The following is a 17313-nucleotide window of genomic DNA, read 5'->3' on the forward strand; positions in this document are numbered from 1 at the left end:
CGCGTCGAGGTGACAGACATCCGCTCGGACCGCCTCCCGCCTCAGCCGCCACCCGGTCCCCGTCCCCACCGATGCCGACTCGGGTCGCGGCCTTCTCCTGATCGACGCCCATGCGAGCCGCTGGGGCTGCACAGTTCGCGACGCCTCCACCGAGACGGGTCTGGGCGGAAGCGATGCTCTCGGAGAGCTACGGGGGTGGAGGCGGGCGCCGGTGGCCCTGTCCAGGGCCATCACCCCCACGGTCAGAGCTCAGCGCCCGACCGCCGCTCCCCGCCCTGCGCCGGACCACTCGCAGAGCGGTCCGGATCAGGAGGCCTTCGACTCCAGGTGGTAGGTGGTGTCGACCCAGAAACCGTTCGTAGCCCTGGCTTTGATCTCCAGTACGTACTGGCCGGGAGTCAGCGACGCGATGCCACCCCAGATGCCCCACGCGTAGCGCTGGGTCAGCCCCGTCCTGAACGGCGCGGAGAACTCCTGCAGCGGCAACGGAATGCTGTTGAGCGATGCCGTGGCCTCTGCCACCGTCAAGGATTGGGGGATCCTCGAGTACGACCTGGTGTGCTGCATATTGAGCACAGGGAAGAAGACCGGCCGGTCCGAGGGGATCGCGCAGCGTCGCACCACGTGGCCGCCGTAGGTGCCGGCCAGGAACCAGAGGTCGTCCGGCTGGTTCCAGGCGGCGTGCTCGCCCGTTGTGTCCTCGACCGGACTGCGACCGTCAGGGGCGGACAGGGCCCACTTCCACCACCGGCCTGCGAGCACCCCGCCCTCTTCGTTGCTCAGCTTCCACGTACTGTCGACCGATTCCGGACCACTCATGACGTCCCTCCCGCGTGCAGCCTCTGACTCAGGGCTCGTTTCGAACAAGCGGACAGTACCCGGGGCGGATGAATGGCTTGGCGGCGGTCTCTGCCCCTACTCGGGCACGGAGCGCATGGGCGGCGTGATCGAGCGGATCCCCTGGGGGGCTCACCGAGCAGCGGGAGTCGCCCCGATGTCAACCGTTCGTGCCCACGCGGGCGGCGAGTCCGGGACGTAATCGGGATCGTCCTCGTCCCACGACCCGGCTGCCTGCTGCCGAGGGAACAGACCCACCACCGTCCGGCACGGTGGTTGCGCGCTCGGCCAGGGCGTCTGCCCGTCGGTCAGGATCACGATGACGTCTGGTCGGGGTTGCGCTCGGAGCGCCTTTGCGAAGCCCGTGCGCAGATCTGTAGACCCAGACCGTGGGTACGGCCGGCTTCGAAGACAACGCGGAGCGCCGAAAGACGTGCGTCTTGGAGGACATATCCGTCGACCTGCCGGCGGATGTCGGCCGGCAACAGCTCCCACCAGTCGACTGTGGTGATGTCCGTCATCCAGATTCCGCCTGTCTTCCGTGCGGCCCTCGCAACGGGCCCCCGAGCACGACTGTACGCACGGCCTTGCACTGTCCGTACGTGTCGGGCCGCAACGAGGCTCCAGCCGACGCGGAGGGCCATTCCGGCCGAGCCCCGAGCTGCGTGCGCTGCTCTTCACCGACTTCGACGGCGCCCCGGCAGATCCGGACGACACAGTCGCCGACGCCCTCGACGGAGGTCACATCGAGCGGACACCGGGTCTCCTCACGATCCTTCAGGATGCGACCGGAGACCCGGCCGGACGTTCCGCAGCGCGCGGTTCCCGGATGTCGATGAGCGCTCGCGCTGCCACGATCCGCTGGGTTCAGGCGGTCGTCGAGCCCACGGGCGCGGTGTCACCGGCGACATCATCCGGTGTGCGGCGCATGGCCATCAGGAGTGTGACGAGCGTGCCCGCCACCGCCCACGCGGAGAGCACCAGCAGTGGTCCGGTGACCGCGTTGCCCTTGAAGTACGCGATCGAGCGTGCCACCCAGGTGCCCGCCCCGGGCGGCAGCGCGGGGCCGATCGCTCGCCAGAAGTCCGGGAGCATCGGCAGCGGGAAGGCGCCGCCGGCGCTCGGGTTGCCCGCGATCACCACGATCAGGACGGCCAGGCCGATGCCGACGATGCCGGTGAGGGCCTGCAGGGCGAGGGTGAGCATGCCGACCGCGAAGACGGTCAGCGCCCCCAGCCCCGACAGCCCCCAGAAGCTTCCGGGCAGGGCGCCGAGGATCGGGCCGATGATGATCGCGCCGCCGATCCCGCCCACGATGGAGTACAGCGCCATGACGCCGGTCCGGATCACCGCGCGCTGTCGGTTGGCGGGTTTGGAGCCGGCGCTGATCGCCAGGATCGAGGCGCAGAGGTAGCCGCCCACGCACCAGCCCACGACCAGGTAGAAGGACGAGAGCCCGTCGAAGTCCTGGTCGGAGGCCGGGGCCACGTCCACGGACCGCACTGTGCGCTGCTGGGTCAGATCGACCTTCGTGATGATCTTCGTCAGGGTGTCGGCCAGCGCGGCACCCCCGCCGGAGGCGACCAGCACGGTGTCGGTCGTGCTTTGGGGACTGACGATCAGGGAGCCGTCGATCTCGCGGTTCAGGATCTGCTCGCGGGCCGTGGCCGCGTCGGCGACCGCACGGGGGTCCAGCGGGCCGCCAGGGAGATTCTTCAGCTCGGTGATCAGCTGTGCGGACATCTGCCGGGGTGCGACGACCCCGAAGGGTACGTCCGTCGGCTTCGGTTTGTGCAGCGCCCCGACGTAGGACGCGATGAACAGCAGCTGCAGTCCGAGCACACCGATCACGAGCAGCGCGGCCCGTGGAGTGACGGCGTTCTTCACCTCGTCAGCGAAAGTCATGCTCCCACGGTCCGGGGCGTCGGCCGTTCGTGCAGGTGGGACCGGGCCGAATGGCTGACCGGAGCGCCGGCCCGGGGGAGTCCCGCGCCCGGAGTATCGTACGAATGTTCGAAACTTGGGTCCATGGTGGAGATCTACGGCGACGACCTGCGCCTCGAAGCCGTTCACCATGGACGCCAAGGCGCCGGACCCGGATCGCTGCGGCTCGCCGCCCGGAGATCCATGACCTGCACATCTGGCAGATCACTTCCCAGGAGGCGGCACTGTCCGCGCACGTGCTGGTCGAGACCGGCGGCGACTGCCACGCGGTGCGCCGCGATTTGGAGCGCCTTGTCGCTCGCGACCACGGCATCACGCACACGACGCTCCAGGTGGACCACCAGCCGGAGAAGGTCCTCCAAGTCGCCGCCCCTGGGAGTGGTGTGACTCCGGCGCGACACTGCGAGGACCCGCACGGTCCGATCCACCGGGGCGAACCGCACGGCCACTGAGCAGCCCGGGACCACCTGCCCGCGCGATGCCTCCCGCAGGCAGCGGCTGCCCGCTGACCCGCATCTATCCACGATTCCCTGAATTCAGGATCCTGTGTATCGTTTCGCTTGTGCTGAATCTCGCGACCGACATCGAGGTGCTGGCACGGTTCGGCCGCGCCCTCGCCGACCCGATCCGCTGCCGCCTGCTGCTCGCCCTTCGCGCAGCTCCCGCTTATCCGTCCGACCTGGCCGACGCCCTCGGGATCTCCCGCACACGCCTGTCGAACCATCTGGCGTGTCTGCGGGACTGCGGCCTGGCCGTGGCCGTGCCGGAGGGCCGCCGCACCCGGTACGAGCTCGCCGACCCCCGGCTGGGACACGCGCTGGACGACCTGCGCGAGGCCGTTCTGGCTGTCGCTGCGGACAGCACCTGCCCCGACACGGACGAGAAGGGCTGCTGCTGATGACCGCGGAGACATCCCTCGGACCTGTCCCTGCCCGCCGCGAGGTCCTGGCCCGCCGCATACGGTTGCTGGTCGCCGCCACGATCGCGTACAACGTGGTCGAGGCGGTCGTCGCGATCACCGCGGGATCGATTGCATCGTCCTCCGCCCTGGTGGGCTTCGGGCTGGACTCGATTATTGAGGTCTCCTCCGCGGCGGCAGTGGCCTGGCAGTTCTCCGCACGCGAGCACGCAGTTCGCGAAGCGCGGGAAAAGAAGGCGTTGCGGATCATCGCCGTGTCGTTCTTCGCCCTCGCAGCCTTCGTGAGCGTGGACGCGATCCGCGCGCTGACGGGCAGCGGGGAAGCGGAGTCGTCGGTCCCGGGCATCGTGCTCGCGGCCCTGTCGCTGGCCGTCATGCCGTTCCTGTCCGCCGCGCAGCGCAAGGCGGGCCGCGAGCTGGGATCGGCATCGGCGGTCGCGGACTCCAAGCAGACGCTCCTGTGCACCTACCTGTCGGCCGTGCTGCTGGTGGGCCTGGTCGCCAACACCACGCTCGGCTGGTCGTGGGCGGACCCGGTCGCCGCGCTGGTCATAGCGGCGATCGCGGTCAAGGAAGGCCGGGAGGCATGGCGCGGTGACGGCTGCTGCGCACCGGCCGGCCTGAGCACGCTGCAGGCCGACGCGAAGCCCACGGGAACCGAAGACACCTGCGGCTGCGCCCCGGGATGCGCCTGCTGCAACTGACCTGACAAGGGCTGCCGCTCGCGGCAGCCGGGCCCTGGCGCCCAGAAGACTTCAAGAGGGGACTGCGTATCAGCCCCCTGAGCAACACAGAACTGCTCAGGGGGCTTCTCGGTGCGCTCGTGCGCACTCCGGCCACGACGGATTGTGCCGATCGTGGCCCTGTCCTGCCGGGCCGCTGCCCGGCATTACATCGACTTTGAGTTTGCGCCTGCTGAGGAGCATCCATGGCAGGGCAAGGACGCCATGGACACCGGGCTGCGCCTGCTCCCGATGATCGGCGCGCTGATCATCGCCGCGGGTGTCGGCGGCCGCCTGGTCGGCAGGATCGGCACGAAGGTGATCGTCGCCGTCGGCATGGTGCTGTGGGTCGCCGGACTCGGCCTGCTGGCCACTGTGGATCCCGACACCGAGTTCCTGGTCACCGGTACCGCGCTGGCTGTCATGGGCCTGGCGCTGGGCTTCACGATGCCGACCACGCTGGACGCGATCCTCAGTTCCCTGCCCGCCGACCAGGTCGGTGCAGGATCCGCGCTGGCCAACAGCATGCGGCAGATCGGCGCGTCCGTCGGCGTCGCCGTCCTCGGCAGCTCGCTGAACTCCGCGTACCGTAACAACGTCGACGATGACATCCCTGCCGCCCTTCCGGAGCAGGCACAGGAAGCAATCCGGGACAACGTGGCCGGCGCCCTCCAGGCCGCCGAGAAGCTCCCCGCGGCACAGGCCGGGACGATCGCCGACTCGGCACGGGACGCGTTCGTGGCCGGTATGTCGACGGTGTCGCTGATCTGTGCGGGCCTCGCTGCGGTCGCCGCAGTCCTGGTCGTCGCGCTGCTGCCGGCGCGCGACAAGACACCGCTGCTGACCGAGTCGGCCGAGCCGGCGGCGAAGGCCGAGAGTGCGACACCGTAAAGGCTCCTGGCCGCCTCGGCCCGTGCCGGTGCGGCCAGGACGGGCGCGGTGCGGTTTCATCCCCCGTGCCGTGCCGCGTCCATGGGCTGCCGGGCCGGTCACCCCCGTCCGGCCCGGCAGCCTGCAGGGCGCCAACAGGCGCAGCACGAGGGGCGTGCGGCCCGTTTCCGGCCGAACGCCCCTTTTCTGCCACGTGGCGCTGCCGGCAGGTGGACTGGCGCTCCTTCTCCAGCGTCTCCTTCAGGCGATGGACTCCCACCCCGATGCCGCGGCGCGCGCCCGTGGTGTCCACACCCTGCGGGCCCGGACGGTCATTGCGCCGCGCACCTGGGCCCGCCCTCCTGCGCGTGGTTCTCGGACAAAGCGGGCTGTCGGCCCAGAGTGGCTGGACGTACGGCCTCCGGCCCGAAGCGTCGACGGGCACGGTCTGCGGCAGCTTCGACTGCGCGGGCACGGGTATCGCTGGGATCCAGAGAGAGCTGGCGGTAGGCACCATTGGCTGGCAGCAGGCCGTCGGCGCGGATCGCGAAGGCGCGGACTCTCGCTCGCTGCAGCCCCAGGGCGTTCAGCAGACCCAGGGCAGTTGCCGCGAGGGCGGGTGAGTGGTTGGTGGGTTCCAGCAGCGCGCGGGTACGCGTGGTGGAGCTGCGGTCGGCGTACCGCACCGTGAGGGTGAGCCGTTTGGTGATCTGGCTTTCGCCACGCAGGCGTTGGCCAATCTGGTCGGCAAGCCCCAGGACCGCACGGTGATGCTGTGCCGGGTCCAGGCAGTCCCGCTCCAGCACGAGGTCGGCGATCAGGTGCGCTGCCGGTTCCAACGGGGTGACCGGGCGGGGATCGTGGCCACGAGCGCGTTCGGCCAGCAGCCGAGCAGGACCCGCGCCGAGAAGTCGCTGCAAGGTAACCGGAGGCATGTCGATGATCTGGCCGATGGTGTGCAGGCCGTACCTGCTGAGCGTCTCCGCTGTGGCGCGGCCAATCCCCGGCAGAGCGGTGACCGGTCGCGGGTACAACCAATCGGTCACTTGTCCGGTGGGGACCCAGGTGGTGTCTCCCGGCGCGGACGCGTCGGCCGCCATGACAGCCAGCATGCGGTTGCTCGCGAGCCCGGCGCTGCTGTCGATGTTGTAGAGGGCCTTCAGCCTGAGCTTCGCCATCTGGACCAGGTCATAGGGGGACAGATCGAAGTACCTGAGCGCCGATGTCAGGTCGAGTTGGACGGCGTTGGGCGGAATGGCCTGGACGTGCGGCGTGACGCCAGACATCAGTTCGATTATGTCGTCGTACTGAGCCTCGCTCAAAGCGGCGTGCAGATGGAGGTGGGCGATGTGCCGCTGACCTGTGGTCATCCTGCACTCCCTGGGCTGGTGTAGCCGAACTTCTTCAGGTCGGCCGAACGACTGCCGGCGGGCTGCAGGTCGGCGTACGGGTGCAGCCGAGCCCCGGTGGTGCCGTTGACCAGGGTCCGCCGCGGCTGCGCGGGGGTCGGGTGCGGGTGGCCGGCGCCGAGGAGGGCGAGGGCGGCTTCGGGGCCGTGGTCGCGGCGGGCTGCGGCGATCCGGTCCAGGTCCCAGGCCATGGTGCCGACGACGGTGCGGCGGGTGCCGCGTACCTGGACCGTGCCGCGGACCAGCAGCAGCCCGCTGTGGAAGACGGTGTGCGCGCAGGCCGGGTGGGAGTCTTCGAAGAAGGCCAGGTCGACCAGGCCGGAGCCGTCCTCCAGGGTGACAAAGATGATGCGTCGGCCGCTGGCGATCGGTGGGGTCTGGGTGGAGGCCCGTACGCCGGCGACGATGACCTGCTGACCGGGGCGCATTCCGGCCAGGTGGGCCGCATCGGTCGCGCCGATCTCGCGCAGCAGTCGGTGGTGGTGCTCCATCAGGTGCTTGGAGACGTCGATGCCGAGGGTGCTCAACTCGGCGCTCAGGGCTTCGCGTCCGGTCATCTCCGGCAGGCCGCTCGGCTCCGCTCCGCCGACGGCGCTCGTGTCGATGGGCAGTTGGCCTTTGCCCACGAATCGGGTGCGGGAGGCCCGGTGGAGTTCGGCGATCTGCAGCAGCAGGTCGCGGCGCGTGAGGCGTCCGTCGTGGAGGGAGTTCAGGGCGCCGATCTCCGCGAGGCGTTCGACGACCGGTCTGCCGGGATGGGCCCGCTGCCAGAAGTCCGACAGCGATCCGTACGGCTGGCCCTCCTCGATCCGGGCGCACTCTTTCTCGCTGATGCCGTGCACCGCGGACAGCGCGAGCCGCACGCCCCACTGCTCTCCGTCGGCCTTCTCCACGGTGTGCTTCACCTTGGAGTGGTTGATGTCGACGGGCAGAACCGGCACGCCACGCCGACGGGCGTCGGAGACGAGGACGCGCTTGGGCCACATACCGGGGTCGTGTTCGAGAAGGCCGGCCAGCAGGAATGCCGGGTAGTGCGCCTTGAGCCAGGCGCTCTGCAGGGCTGGTACGGCGAAGGCGACCGCGTGCGCCCGGCAGAAGCCGTAGGCGCCGAAGGCCTCGATGGTCTTCCAGACCTCGTCCCGCACTTCCACGCTGTAGCCGCGGGCGCGTGTCTGGTGGTGGAACCAGCCCTTGATTCGGGGCAGTCGCTCCTTCTCGCCGAGTGCTCGCCGCGCGATCTCGGCCAGCGCGTAGTCGCAGCCGGTCATCACCGAGAGCGTCTCGATGATCTGTTCGTGCCAGATAGTCACGCCGTAGGTGTCAGCGAGCACTGGCTCAAGGTCTGGATGGGCGTACGTGGGTGTGCCGCCATGGCGTGCGGCGATGTACCGCTCGGGCATGCCGCCCGCGACCGGCCCGGGACGGAAGAGGCTGATGTCGGCGATGACGTCCTGAGGATCGCGTGGCTGCAACCTGGACAAAAGATCTTGTTGACCAGGTGACTCCAGTTGAAACAGACCCAGGGTCTGACTCTCCTGGATGAGCTTGAACGCGAAGACGTCATCGAGCGGCACCTGCTCCGGGTCGTCCAGATCGATGTGGTTGCCGGTCGTCCGCTCGATCTCAGAGACGGCATGGGCCATCGCGGACTGCATACGGACACCCAGAACGTCCAGTTTGATGTTGCCCAGCGCCTCGATCTCCTCCTTTGCCGCCATTGCCATGGGGTAGTCGCCTTGCGGCGTGGGCTGCACCGGCAGCCGGTCCAGGAGGGTCGCGTCGCTGATGACCACGCCGCAGGGGTGCATGGCCATGCCGTGGACCAGGGAGTCGAGGCCTTCGGCAAGCTCCCACAGCGGCCCGTATCGTCCCGCCTCGGACGCCAGCTGTCGCAGTTCCGGCAGCTCGGCGAGCGCACCGGTGATGTCCGAGGCCCGCAGATGCGGGAAGCTCTTGGCGATCCGGTCGACCTCTGCCGGCGCTATGCCCAGCGCCAGGCCGGTATCTCGCAGAGCTCTGCGGGCCCGGTAGGTCTCAGGCATGGCGGTGACCGCCACCCGTTCCTTGCCGAACCGCTCGAAGATCGCGTCGTAGCACTCCAGCCGCCGGGCGGACTCTACGTCGATGTCGATGTCCGGGAGCGACGCCCGGCGCACGCTCAGGAAGCGTTCGAACAGCAGGTGGTGGTCGAGCGGGTTGGCCGTGGCGATGCCCAGCGCGTGACAGACCACCGAACCGGCGCCCGAGCCGCGGGCAGCGACCCTGATGCCCTTCTCCCGGATGTCGGCCACAACCTGGCCGACGGCGAGGAAGTACGAGTCGTAGTTCAACTTGGAGATCACAGCGAGCTCTTCGTCCAGCCGGTCGAGTGCGACGCGGTCGCGGTCGAGGCCACGCCGGGCCATACCGGCCTCGCACTGCTGGCGCAGCAACTGTGCCACGCTGCCCGCCCCAGGCTCGGCTCCGAACACTTGCGGCTCCGGGAAGTGCGGCGTGCCCAGCCCTAGATCCGTCGCAGGATCCACGGTGCACGCGGCAGCCGTGGCTGCGGTATCTGCCATCAGGCGGTCTGCCCGCCGAGGGCCCGCGCCTGCACATTCGGCGATCAACTGCGCGATGCCCGCCATCGCTCCTTCGTCCTTGAGCCAGCGCTGCCTGCTGTCCAGGTGGCGCCAGTCGATGGGCCGCAGCAGCCGCGCGGCGTCCAGGACATCGGCGAGTCGGTGCTGGTCGGGGTCGGCGTAACGGACCGCGTTGGAAAGCACGGCGGTGGTGCGGGTGCGGTCGGCCAAGGCCAAAGTGCGGGCGGCCAGACGGAGGGACCCCGGACCGACGCTAAAACGTTTCTGCGCGACAGCCTCCAGCCGCACCCCGCTTCCGAAGATCTCCTGCCACGGAGCCAGGAGCTTCATCGCGACATCCTCCCGGCCCGCGGCCAGCGCTCGGACCGGCTCCGAGAGGGGGCCAAGCAGCACCGTCAGGCCAGAACCGCCGTACTCCCGCAATGCCTCCCACGGCACTACCGGCGCTCCGCCTGGCGTGGCACTCGCAGCACTGGCATGGGCGGCCGACGTGATGCGACACAACCGTGCCCATCCCGTCCGGTTCTGCGCCAGCAGCACGAACCGCAGAGGCGGTTCGACCACATCCGCACCACCGCGCGCCGGCGTGCGGCGACGCTGTGCGGGAGGAGGGGGTGCGACGGCCTCCACTGCGAGGTCGATGCCGAAGATCGGCCGGACTCCTTCCTTTGCGCAGGCCTCCGCGAACCGGACGGCACCGGTGACCGTGTCCCGATCGGTGAGCGCGAGCGCCGAAATGCCCCGCTCGGCCGCCCGCCGCACCAATTGCTCGGGGTGGGCGGCGCCGTAGCGCATGGAGTAACCGGATGCGACGTGCAGGTGGGCGAAGCCCGTCATGTCGCACCTCCATCGCTTCGCCCCCTTTGAACCGTCCGCCCGATATCTTCAATCGTACGCTCGTTCGATAACTGTAGCTCAGGATTCGAACGTGCGATCGTTTCTGTCGTGCCCGAGAGGATGCCGGAGGGGGTGGTTCCGCCGGTTGCGGAGATGTTCGCGGGATTTTGGCGGCTGTATAAGGGGTGAGCCCGCTCGCGTCAGCTCCAGTGCAGGTCCCCGGATTCGGAGACGCCCCAGGCCTGCGGCTCCAGATCCTGCGACGCGGTCAGGGCCGCCGCCAGGTCCTGCAGGACTCGGCGGGGTGCTCTCCGCCGCATCCAACGCGGGCAGCATGCCGCAGACCAACGCATGCGAGGGCCTCGGCGATGTCGCCGTTCTTCCGCGACCTCCAGATCCGCTCCTCCCACCCGGCCTTGCGTTGATCTTTGGCCTGGCGCGCGAGCCGCTGCATTTCGGTGTCTGTCTTCCGCTGACGTATCGGGGGATTTTCACATCAGGCCGTGGGGGCGCCCAGGGTCCACAGGTGCTTCTCCGCCCAGGCGCCCACGATGGCCACGTCGGGGTTCTGGCATCGTGTTCCGGCGAACCGGTCCGCGAGCAGCTGAAGCCGGGCGGTCATCGGCAGCTGGGCCAGGACGGGCGGCAGGTCCTCGGTGCTGTCGGCGAGGGTGCTGACGGTGATGCCCTCCAGGCGCGCGGCCGCGCCGAGCGCGGCGACCAGCCCGTCCGGGTCCCGCGCGGGCTCCAGTAGGACCAGTCCGTCGGCGGTGCCGAACGGGACCGCCGAGCCGTGGAGGTAGTTCTCCGCCTCGAAGCCCTCCGCGAGGGTCCGCGACGCCTCCCGGATCTTGAGGGCGCCCTCCCGCGCGCTGACGCCCCACGGGCCGGCGCCGATCAGGGCCAGGGATCGGGCAGGGAAGGCGATCTCGTCGATCCCCGGGTCGGCCACCGCCGCCCGTACCGCTTCGGCGGTACGCCGCAGCGCCTGGGGGCCGTACTCCTCGGCGCCCAGACGAGCGGCGATGCCGGCGAGGACGGCGAGCGCGGCAGTGTAGCCGGCGGTGTACGTCTCGGACCGTTCGCGCTCGACGGTCTCGACGGCCTCGGGCCAGCCGGACCCGAGGCCGGTGACGGAGACGACCGGCACCCCAGCGGTCAGAGCCTGTTTCCGGCAGGTGAGGGCGAAGGCGGTCTCGGCGGTGTGGGTGATCACCACCATCGCGTCACCCTCGCGCAGCGGCGCCCCCCAGCGAGCGAACAGGGCGGCTGAGGACCAGCGGGCGTCGATCCCGGCGTGGCTGAGCATCATGGCGCCGAGTTCGGCGGCGTGCTGGCTGGTGCCGGTGCCGATGAGCAGGACGCGCCGCGCTCCGGCCAGCCTCTCCGCGGGGCCCGACAGGTCGGTGTCGGCCAGCCGCGCGAGGGCGTCGGCCTGGGTACGGATCACATCGGACAGGGCAGTCGTCGAGGTCACGGCGGATCACTTCTCTTTCGTAGTGCGGGGATGGATGGACGATTCAGGCGCGCTGGGCCGTGATGATCAGATGCGGCGCGTGCACGTGAAAGGGGTTCAGGTCGTAGTCGCCGTACACGTCAGCGACCTGGAAACCGGCCCGGTCCAGCAGCCCGCACAGCTCGTGCGCGGACAGGCAAACCCGTCGTCACTCCAGAGGCCGTAACTCATTCCGAATTGGTCGGCCGATGGGACGGGGAGCGGAAATGCGGATCGCCGATACTTCGACTACGTGACGATTGCACCTTTTCCAGCAAAGACTTTCCGGTCGAGTGGGACGGCCCCGTGCCGGACGCGCAGGTGACACGCCGTTCATCCGACGGGAAATGACATGGGGTCAACAAAGACCCTGGCCTGCCGCCCTATCTGGTACTTAATTTCAAGAATCACAACGACATCCAGTTTCTGTAATTCTTTTTGGAGCATGGAGAGCTGCAGATGGATGGGACTGTCTACGCGGACGGGGGGGGACTCCTATCCCTACCCATGTCACTACAAACGCACTTCTGTCGACCCTGAGGCCTAGAGGGGCGCCTACGGGCCCACCGGATACTTGCCGGCATGTCCCTTACTCCAGATGATGAGATCCGCAGCCGCGAGGAGCTGGCCGCTTTCGTCCGCAGGCTGCACCAGGACTTCCTGCAGCAAGGCGACGTGTGGGAGAACAACACCCTCGCCACCTTCCTGGAAGCCCTCGCCGCGTGGGTGCATGACTCCCCAGGCTTCTATCAGAACCTTGGCAAAGAGCTTCCAGCAGGCGGTGACTGGACCTTCATCGCCCGCGCGCTCCAAGCAGCCAAGGTCTATGAGTAGTCCAGGGCCGGACTTCCATCGGCTTGCCTGGCGCTCCCTTCGTGCCTTATGTCCCTCACGCTGCCACGGGGCTCTGAGCTGCAGTGAAGGCGTCTGAACCCGAGATGACGCCGGGGCGCAGCACGGTGTGGAAGTAGCCGTTGTCGAAGGCGAAGAACTGCACCAGTTCGGTGTCGGGCCTGTTCCACAGGCTCCGCCAGTCGGCGGCCTCGCCGCTCTCGCCCAGTGCCTCGATGAAGGAAGCGAAGTAGTCGGGGACCCTCTCGGCCCAGACGTAGATCCGCTGGTCCTCAAAGCCCTCGACGGGCACCGGAAGGCCCCGGTCGGTGGGGTGACTGACGGGAATGTCCGGCAGCCCGCGCTCCAGCATGTCCTGGCAGAGGGACTGGAGTTGGGGGCTCATGGCAGTGTGCCGGTGGTAGGAGGCGAGCCGGTCGGCGTACTGGCTGAGGGGCAGCACCAGCCTCTCGTACTCCCGGCGGGACGGTTGGGCTCCGCACGTGGTGCAGCGCGGATCGACCAGGTCGGTGCAGACGCGGTCACCGTCTCCCGGTGCAACGCCGAGTGCTGGGGGCGGACGTAGGGGTCGACGGCCAAGTCGGCGGATGCGAAGATCCCCGCGATCTCGTCCGCGAACCCCTGGGCCATCTCCAGCGGTTCGGCTCCCAGCGCCCGGGCCTTGGCCGGAACACAGCTCTGGTGCACGTCCGGGCCGGTGGCGAAGACGCTGCGACGGCCGCGCAGCCGGCAGGCGCGCGCATAGATGTCGGCACCGGGGTACGGGCCCGCGAGGTGCCCGAGGTGGAGGTCGCCGTTGGGGGTCGGTGGAGCCGCGGTGACTCGCCTCACCTCCATGGTCAGATTCCACGATATGGGTTGCTAACTGCGCCCTAAGGAACTGATTGCGTTGCATTGGCGATGGATCTTTACTGAATTCGTTGAGATCATGGCCAGGCTTCACGGGGCTGTCAAGGGGGCCATGGAACAAGGGCGTTGCCTGCGGCAGGTGCTGATGGACGCTCAGCGAGTGTTTGGGTCGTAGTCATCCCGTTCGCGGGGACGTCCTCTTCGTCATGCATCGAGGCCCGGCATGGACGGACGCCCGTCCGCTCCCCCACCCCGATCCGGAGGGGCCGCTGCGCGAGACGCGGGGTCCCGGTCGATCGCCGCCGAACGGTCCTTCCCGCGCGACGAGCTGGACCGGGAGCGGCGGCGCCGCGCGCTCATGTCGCTCACCGAGGAGCTGGGGGCCAGGATGCGAGGGGACGGGCAGGTGTGCCGGGGGCTCTCGCTCTCCGTGCGCTACGCCGACCGGACCGGCTGCTCGACGCTGACCCGCAGCCGTACGCTCCGGCGCCGCTCCGCCTCGACGGTGTCGCGGCCGCCTGCTGACCAGGGCATGGCGCTCCACCACCGCGCAAGCTGCGGAAAACCTTCCTCGGACCCGTTGACCGCTCTGTAACCCGCACCTAATATCGTCAGTACACCAATGATTGGTGTACTGATTACTTGTTCCGGCTGGCTTGCAGGCACCGCCCCGCGTTCCGCTCGCCGCCCATCCCCCGTCTCAACGAGGAGGCCGTATGCCGTCGTCCTTTACATCCCCGCAACTCGCCGTGGTCGGCGGAGGCATCGGCGGGCTGGCTGCCGCCCTGGCCGCCGCCCGCGCGGGGAGGCAGGTGACGCTCGTGGAACGGGCGGCCGAGTTCGGCGAGATCGGAGCCGGCCTGCAGCTGGCCCCCAACGCATCCCTGGCACTGGAAGAACTGGGCGTCCTGGCCGAGGTGCGGCAGACGGCCGTCGTGCCGCCCCGGCTGGTCATGATGGATGCCCTCAACGGCGACCGGATCACCGAACTCGACCTGCACAGCGACGCGTTCCGTGAGCGCTTCCGCCACCCGTACCTGGTCACCCACCGCACGGACCTGCACACGGCGCTGCTGACCGCTTGCCGGACACATCCCGCCATCACCCTGCACACTGGACGCACTGTCGCCCGCGTCGAGCAGGACGGCTCCGGCGTCCGCCTGCACTTCGCGGGGACCACGGAGGTCCTGGAGGCCGACGCGGTGGTGGCCGCCGACGGGCTGCGCTCCGTGTTGCGCCAGGCACTGGTCGGCGACGGTGATCCGGTCTGCTCCCGCTACGTCGCCTTCCGCGGCGCGCTGCCCACCGTCCGGATGACGGGCCGTATGTCGGAGATTGCCGCCTCGGAGGCGGTGATGGTGTGGGCCGGCCCCCGTATGCACCTCGTGCAGTACCCCGTGCGCCGTGGGGAGCTGTACAACCAGGTCGCGGTCTTCGAAAGCGACCACTACCGGCCCGAGTCGGACGACTGGGGCACGGAGGCCGAACTCGAGGAGCGGTTCGCCGGCACGTGCCCGGCCGTGCGTGCCGCACTGCCGCTGGTCTCCCGCGACCGTCGCTGGCCGTTGTTCGACCGCGCACCGGTCGACACCTGGGTATACGGACGCATCGCCCTGCTCGGCGACGCGGCACACCCCATGCTCCAGTACCTGGCCCAGGGCGCCTGCCAGGCCCTGGAGGACGCTGCAGCCCTCGGCCGTGCGCTGGTCGAGTCCGCAGACGCGGCCGACGCCTTCGCCTCCTATGCCGAGCGGCGCCAGGCACGGGCGTCCCTGATCCAGACCACGGCCCGCAGCTTCGGGGAACTGTGCCACCTGGAGGGCATGGGCGCCACCGTCCGCAACGCCCTGCTCGCCACCCGTTCCCCGCACGACTTCGACGACATCTCCTGGGTGTGGACACCGGCCCCCGACATCGTTTCCGCCGCCTGACCGACCGTACGGAGGACCACCATGACCGACGACGTCGCCTACAAGGCTCTGGAGAACCTGGGTGCCGCCCCGCTGTGGCGCTTCTACGGCAACCTCTTCCCCGCCGAGCCCCGCAGCCGGGCGGTACCCCACCGCTGGAGCTGGCAGGACCTGCGCCCTCACCTGCTGCACTTCTCGCAGACGTTGTCCCTCGACGAGGCCGAGCGCCGGGTACTGATGCTGGTCAACCCCGGTCTCACCGACCCGCCGGCCACCGTCAATACCCTGTACGCCGGGCTGCAGATCATCCTGCCCGGCGAGACCGCCCAGGCCCACCGGCACACCTCCAACGCGTTCCGTTTCATCCTGGAGGGCACCGGCGCCTGGACCACCGTCAACGGGGAACGCGTCCACATGGCCCCCGGCGACCTGCTGCTGACGCCCGGCTGGCACTGGCACGACCACACCCACCAGGGTGACGCGCCCATGATCTGGCTGGACGCCCTGGACTATCCCCTGGTCAACGCACTGGAGGCGGGCTTCTACGAGCAGTACCCGCAGCGTCTGCAGCCGGTCACCCGACCCGACGACGCGGGCAGTCGGCAGTTCCTGCACGGCCGCCTCACACCGGCCTGGCTGACCCCCGACGGGCCCAACTCACCCGTCACCCGCTACACCTGGGCGGAGACCGCACGCGCCCTCGACGCCGTCGCGGACACCGCTGAGGGCAGCGACATCGACGGCATCGTGCTGGAGTACACCAACCCCTGGACCGGTGGCCCGGTGATGCCGACGATCGGCTGCCGGGTGCAGCGTCTGCGCCCCGGTTTCCAGGGAGCGGGCCGCCGGCACACAGCGTCCACGATCTTCAACGTGGTCCGCGGCGAAGGTGCCACCGTGGTCGACGGCGTACGGCTGGACTGGTCCGAACACGACACCTTTGCAGTCCCCGGCTGGGCCTCGTACCGGCACCTCAACGCGTCCGCCTCCCAGGACGCCGTCCTCTTCTCCTACAGTGACGAACCGGTGATGCGCTCGCTCGGCCTGTACCGCACCGAGGCATCCGACCCCGGCGCCTGACATCCCGGACGTCCAACCGCTCACCACAGCAAGGAACATGACATGCGTCTGACTCTCTTCAACCGGGGCCGGCTCGGACTCGTCGACGGCAACGACATCATCGACGTGACCGAACAGCTCGCCGGCACCGGCCCCTACGGGCCCGAAGGCCCGCTGCACCGCCACATCGAGCGCCTGGCCGACGGCCACACCGGCCCGCTGGACCTCACCGGCGCCCCCCGCACCCCCCTGGCCGGGGCCACACTCGAAGCGCCCCTTCCTCGCCCGGGGAAGATCATCGGCGCTCCCGTCAACTACCTCGACCACAAGGCCGAGATGGAGTACACCACCTCGGTCGCCGACCTCGGCGTCTTCCTCAAGGCGAACTCCTCCGTGATCGGGCCGGGTCAGGACATCCTCCTGCCCTACACCGACAAGCGGACCGACCAGGAGGGCGAGCTGGGCGTCGTCATCGGACGCGCCGCCTCCCACGTCTCACGTGACGACGCGCTGGATTACGTCTTCGGATACACCTGCGTCCTGGACATCACCGTCCGCTCCGGCGAAGACCGTTCCACCCGCAAGTCCTTCGACACCTTCACTCCGATCGGACCCTGGATCGTGACCGCGGACGAGATCCCGGACCCGGACACGCTGGACCTTCGCTGTGACGTCGCCGGGACCACACGACAGCGGACCAATACGGCAGATCTCATATTCGGCGTGCGAGAGCTCATCGCTTACACAAGTTCCGTCATGGCACTGCACCCCGGTGACGTGATCGCAACCGGAACCCCAGCGGGTGTCGGCCCGCTCAGCCACGGCGATCGCGTCGTGCTGGAGATCGAGCGCGTCGGACGCCTCGAAGTCGGCGTGGACGGGTCGGGGGCCACTGCCTACGCGCAACGCCCCGGGCACCACTCCCGCTGACGGGACGGCGCGCACCGGGGCAATGCCGCTCGCTCGTAGACTCCCGGATGGGCCTGCCGTCCGGGAGGAGGGCACCACCTCAGCGGAAGAAAGATGGA

Annotated in this window: 15 protein-coding genes and 3 pseudogenes; 9 read left to right on the forward strand and 9 right to left on the reverse strand. The window is 69.3% G+C overall.

From position 1 onward, the window contains the following. Positions 1-306: 306 nt before the first annotated feature. The 4 genes and pseudogenes from OG953_RS33490 to OG953_RS33505 form a co-directional block, all read right to left on the reverse strand. Positions 307-819, reverse strand: a complete 513-nt coding sequence (locus OG953_RS33490) for a hypothetical protein (RefSeq protein ID WP_405688975.1) — start codon at positions 817-819, stop codon at positions 307-309. 150 nt (positions 820-969) lie between these two features. Next, positions 970-1221: pseudogene (locus OG953_RS33495) on the reverse strand (hypothetical protein); the annotation flags it as partial. Next, the gene (locus tag OG953_RS33500; RefSeq protein ID WP_405692482.1) at positions 1152-1358 is read right to left on the reverse strand and encodes a hypothetical protein; all 207 of its coding nucleotides are present in this window, start codon (positions 1356-1358) and stop codon (positions 1152-1154) included. The gene OG953_RS33500 and the pseudogene OG953_RS33495, both read right to left, overlap by 70 nt. 346 nt (positions 1359-1704) lie before the next feature. Continuing rightward, the gene (locus tag OG953_RS33505) at positions 1705-2742 is read right to left on the reverse strand and encodes a DUF3533 domain-containing protein (protein ID WP_405688976.1); all 1038 of its coding nucleotides are present in this window, start codon (positions 2740-2742) and stop codon (positions 1705-1707) included. Between the two features lie 275 nt (positions 2743-3017). Here OG953_RS33505 and OG953_RS33510 point away from each other — a divergent pair, with 275 nt between their 5' ends. The 4 genes from OG953_RS33510 (at position 3018) to OG953_RS33525 (ending at position 5313) form a co-directional block, all read left to right on the forward strand. Beyond that, positions 3018-3233 carry a hypothetical protein gene (locus OG953_RS33510; RefSeq protein WP_405692484.1) on the forward strand — a complete coding sequence of 72 codons (216 nt, stop codon included), beginning with the start codon at positions 3018-3020 and terminating at the stop codon, positions 3231-3233. 110 nt (positions 3234-3343) lie between these two features. Next, the gene (locus OG953_RS33515) at positions 3344-3679 is read left to right on the forward strand and encodes an ArsR/SmtB family transcription factor (RefSeq protein WP_405688977.1); all 336 of its coding nucleotides are present in this window, start codon (positions 3344-3346) and stop codon (positions 3677-3679) included. Further along, on the forward strand, positions 3679-4404 hold the full coding sequence (locus tag OG953_RS33520; RefSeq protein ID WP_405688978.1) for a cation transporter: 726 nt from the start codon (positions 3679-3681) through the stop codon (positions 4402-4404). The genes OG953_RS33515 and OG953_RS33520 overlap by 1 nt, the downstream gene beginning before the upstream one ends. A 153-nt stretch (positions 4405-4557) precedes the next feature. After that, the gene (locus OG953_RS33525) at positions 4558-5313 is read left to right on the forward strand and encodes an MFS transporter (protein WP_405688979.1); all 756 of its coding nucleotides are present in this window, start codon (positions 4558-4560) and stop codon (positions 5311-5313) included. Positions 5314-5624: 311 nt separating this feature from the next. On the opposite strand, the gene OG953_RS33530 is transcribed toward OG953_RS33525, so the two are convergent. From OG953_RS33530 to OG953_RS33540, 3 genes are all read right to left on the reverse strand, one after another. Continuing rightward, positions 5625-6662, reverse strand: a complete 1038-nt coding sequence (locus OG953_RS33530; RefSeq protein WP_405688981.1) for an ImpB/MucB/SamB family protein — start codon at positions 6660-6662, stop codon at positions 5625-5627. Next, positions 6659-10120: a DNA polymerase III subunit alpha gene (locus tag OG953_RS33535; RefSeq protein WP_405688982.1), complete on the reverse strand. Its 3462-nt coding sequence runs from the start codon at positions 10118-10120 to the stop codon at positions 6659-6661. The genes OG953_RS33530 and OG953_RS33535 overlap by 4 nt, the downstream gene beginning before the upstream one ends. A gap of 496 nt (positions 10121-10616) precedes the next feature. Beyond that, a complete protein-coding gene (locus OG953_RS33540; protein WP_405688983.1) occupies positions 10617-11597 on the reverse strand; it encodes an SIS domain-containing protein in 981 nt (326 codons plus the stop codon). Positions 11598-12197: 600 nt separating this feature from the next. Between OG953_RS33540 and OG953_RS33545 the strand changes: the two genes are divergently transcribed. After that, positions 12198-12449 (forward strand): hypothetical protein, encoded by a 252-nt coding sequence (locus OG953_RS33545; RefSeq protein ID WP_405688984.1) that lies wholly within the window; start codon positions 12198-12200, stop codon positions 12447-12449. 55 nt (positions 12450-12504) lie between these two features. Here OG953_RS33545 and OG953_RS33550 read toward each other — a convergent pair whose 3' ends face one another. Together OG953_RS33550 and OG953_RS33555 are read right to left on the reverse strand one after the other, a co-directional pair. Beyond that, positions 12505-13056 carry a class I tRNA ligase family protein gene (locus OG953_RS33550; RefSeq protein ID WP_405692205.1) on the reverse strand — a complete coding sequence of 184 codons (552 nt, stop codon included), beginning with the start codon at positions 13054-13056 and terminating at the stop codon, positions 12505-12507. Continuing rightward, positions 13002-13304: pseudogene (locus tag OG953_RS33555) on the reverse strand (class I tRNA ligase family protein); the annotation flags it as partial. The pseudogene OG953_RS33555 and the gene OG953_RS33550, both read right to left, overlap by 55 nt. Positions 13305-13593: 289 nt before the next feature. Between OG953_RS33555 and OG953_RS33560 the strand changes: the two are divergent. From OG953_RS33560 to OG953_RS33575, 4 genes and pseudogenes are all read left to right on the forward strand, one after another. Then, positions 13594-13827 (forward strand): annotated as a pseudogene (locus OG953_RS33560) (hypothetical protein); the annotation flags it as partial. A 205-nt stretch (positions 13828-14032) separates the two neighbouring features. Then, the gene (locus OG953_RS33565; protein ID WP_405688985.1) at positions 14033-15247 is read left to right on the forward strand and encodes an FAD-dependent monooxygenase; all 1215 of its coding nucleotides are present in this window, start codon (positions 14033-14035) and stop codon (positions 15245-15247) included. A 21-nt stretch (positions 15248-15268) separates the two neighbouring features. Then, complete coding sequence (locus tag OG953_RS33570; protein WP_405688986.1) at positions 15269-16306, forward strand: cupin domain-containing protein; 1038 nt, start codon at positions 15269-15271, stop codon at positions 16304-16306. A gap of 42 nt (positions 16307-16348) precedes the next feature. Further along, the gene (locus OG953_RS33575; protein ID WP_405688988.1) at positions 16349-17215 is read left to right on the forward strand and encodes a fumarylacetoacetate hydrolase family protein; all 867 of its coding nucleotides are present in this window, start codon (positions 16349-16351) and stop codon (positions 17213-17215) included. Positions 17216-17313: the final 98 nt, after the last annotated feature.

This window comes from Streptomyces sp. NBC_00057, from assembly GCF_045041165.1.
Lineage (GTDB): Bacteria > Actinomycetota > Actinomycetes > Streptomycetales > Streptomycetaceae > Streptomyces.

Excerpts from the sequence above, each read along its gene's own strand:
- OG953_RS33545 (WP_405688984.1), top strand. The coding sequence starts at position 12,198 with ATGTCCCTTACTCCAGATGATGAGATCCGCAGCCGCGAGGAGCTGGCC.
- OG953_RS33575 (WP_405688988.1), top strand. The coding sequence starts at position 16,349 with ATGCGTCTGACTCTCTTCAACCGGGGCCGGCTCGGACTCGTCGACGGC.
- OG953_RS33490 (WP_405688975.1), bottom strand. The coding sequence starts at position 819 with ATGAGTGGTCCGGAATCGGTCGACAGTACGTGGAAGCTGAGCAACGAA.
- OG953_RS33535 (WP_405688982.1), bottom strand. The coding sequence starts at position 10,120 with ATGACGGGCTTCGCCCACCTGCACGTCGCATCCGGTTACTCCATGCGC.
- OG953_RS33565 (WP_405688985.1), top strand. The coding sequence starts at position 14,033 with ATGCCGTCGTCCTTTACATCCCCGCAACTCGCCGTGGTCGGCGGAGGC.
- OG953_RS33570 (WP_405688986.1), top strand. The coding sequence starts at position 15,269 with ATGACCGACGACGTCGCCTACAAGGCTCTGGAGAACCTGGGTGCCGCC.
- OG953_RS33520 (WP_405688978.1), top strand. The coding sequence starts at position 3,679 with ATGACCGCGGAGACATCCCTCGGACCTGTCCCTGCCCGCCGCGAGGTC.
- OG953_RS33530 (WP_405688981.1), bottom strand. The coding sequence starts at position 6,662 with ATGACCACAGGTCAGCGGCACATCGCCCACCTCCATCTGCACGCCGCT.
- OG953_RS33500 (WP_405692482.1), bottom strand. The coding sequence starts at position 1,358 with ATGACGGACATCACCACAGTCGACTGGTGGGAGCTGTTGCCGGCCGAC.
- OG953_RS33505 (WP_405688976.1), bottom strand. The coding sequence starts at position 2,742 with ATGACTTTCGCTGACGAGGTGAAGAACGCCGTCACTCCACGGGCCGCG.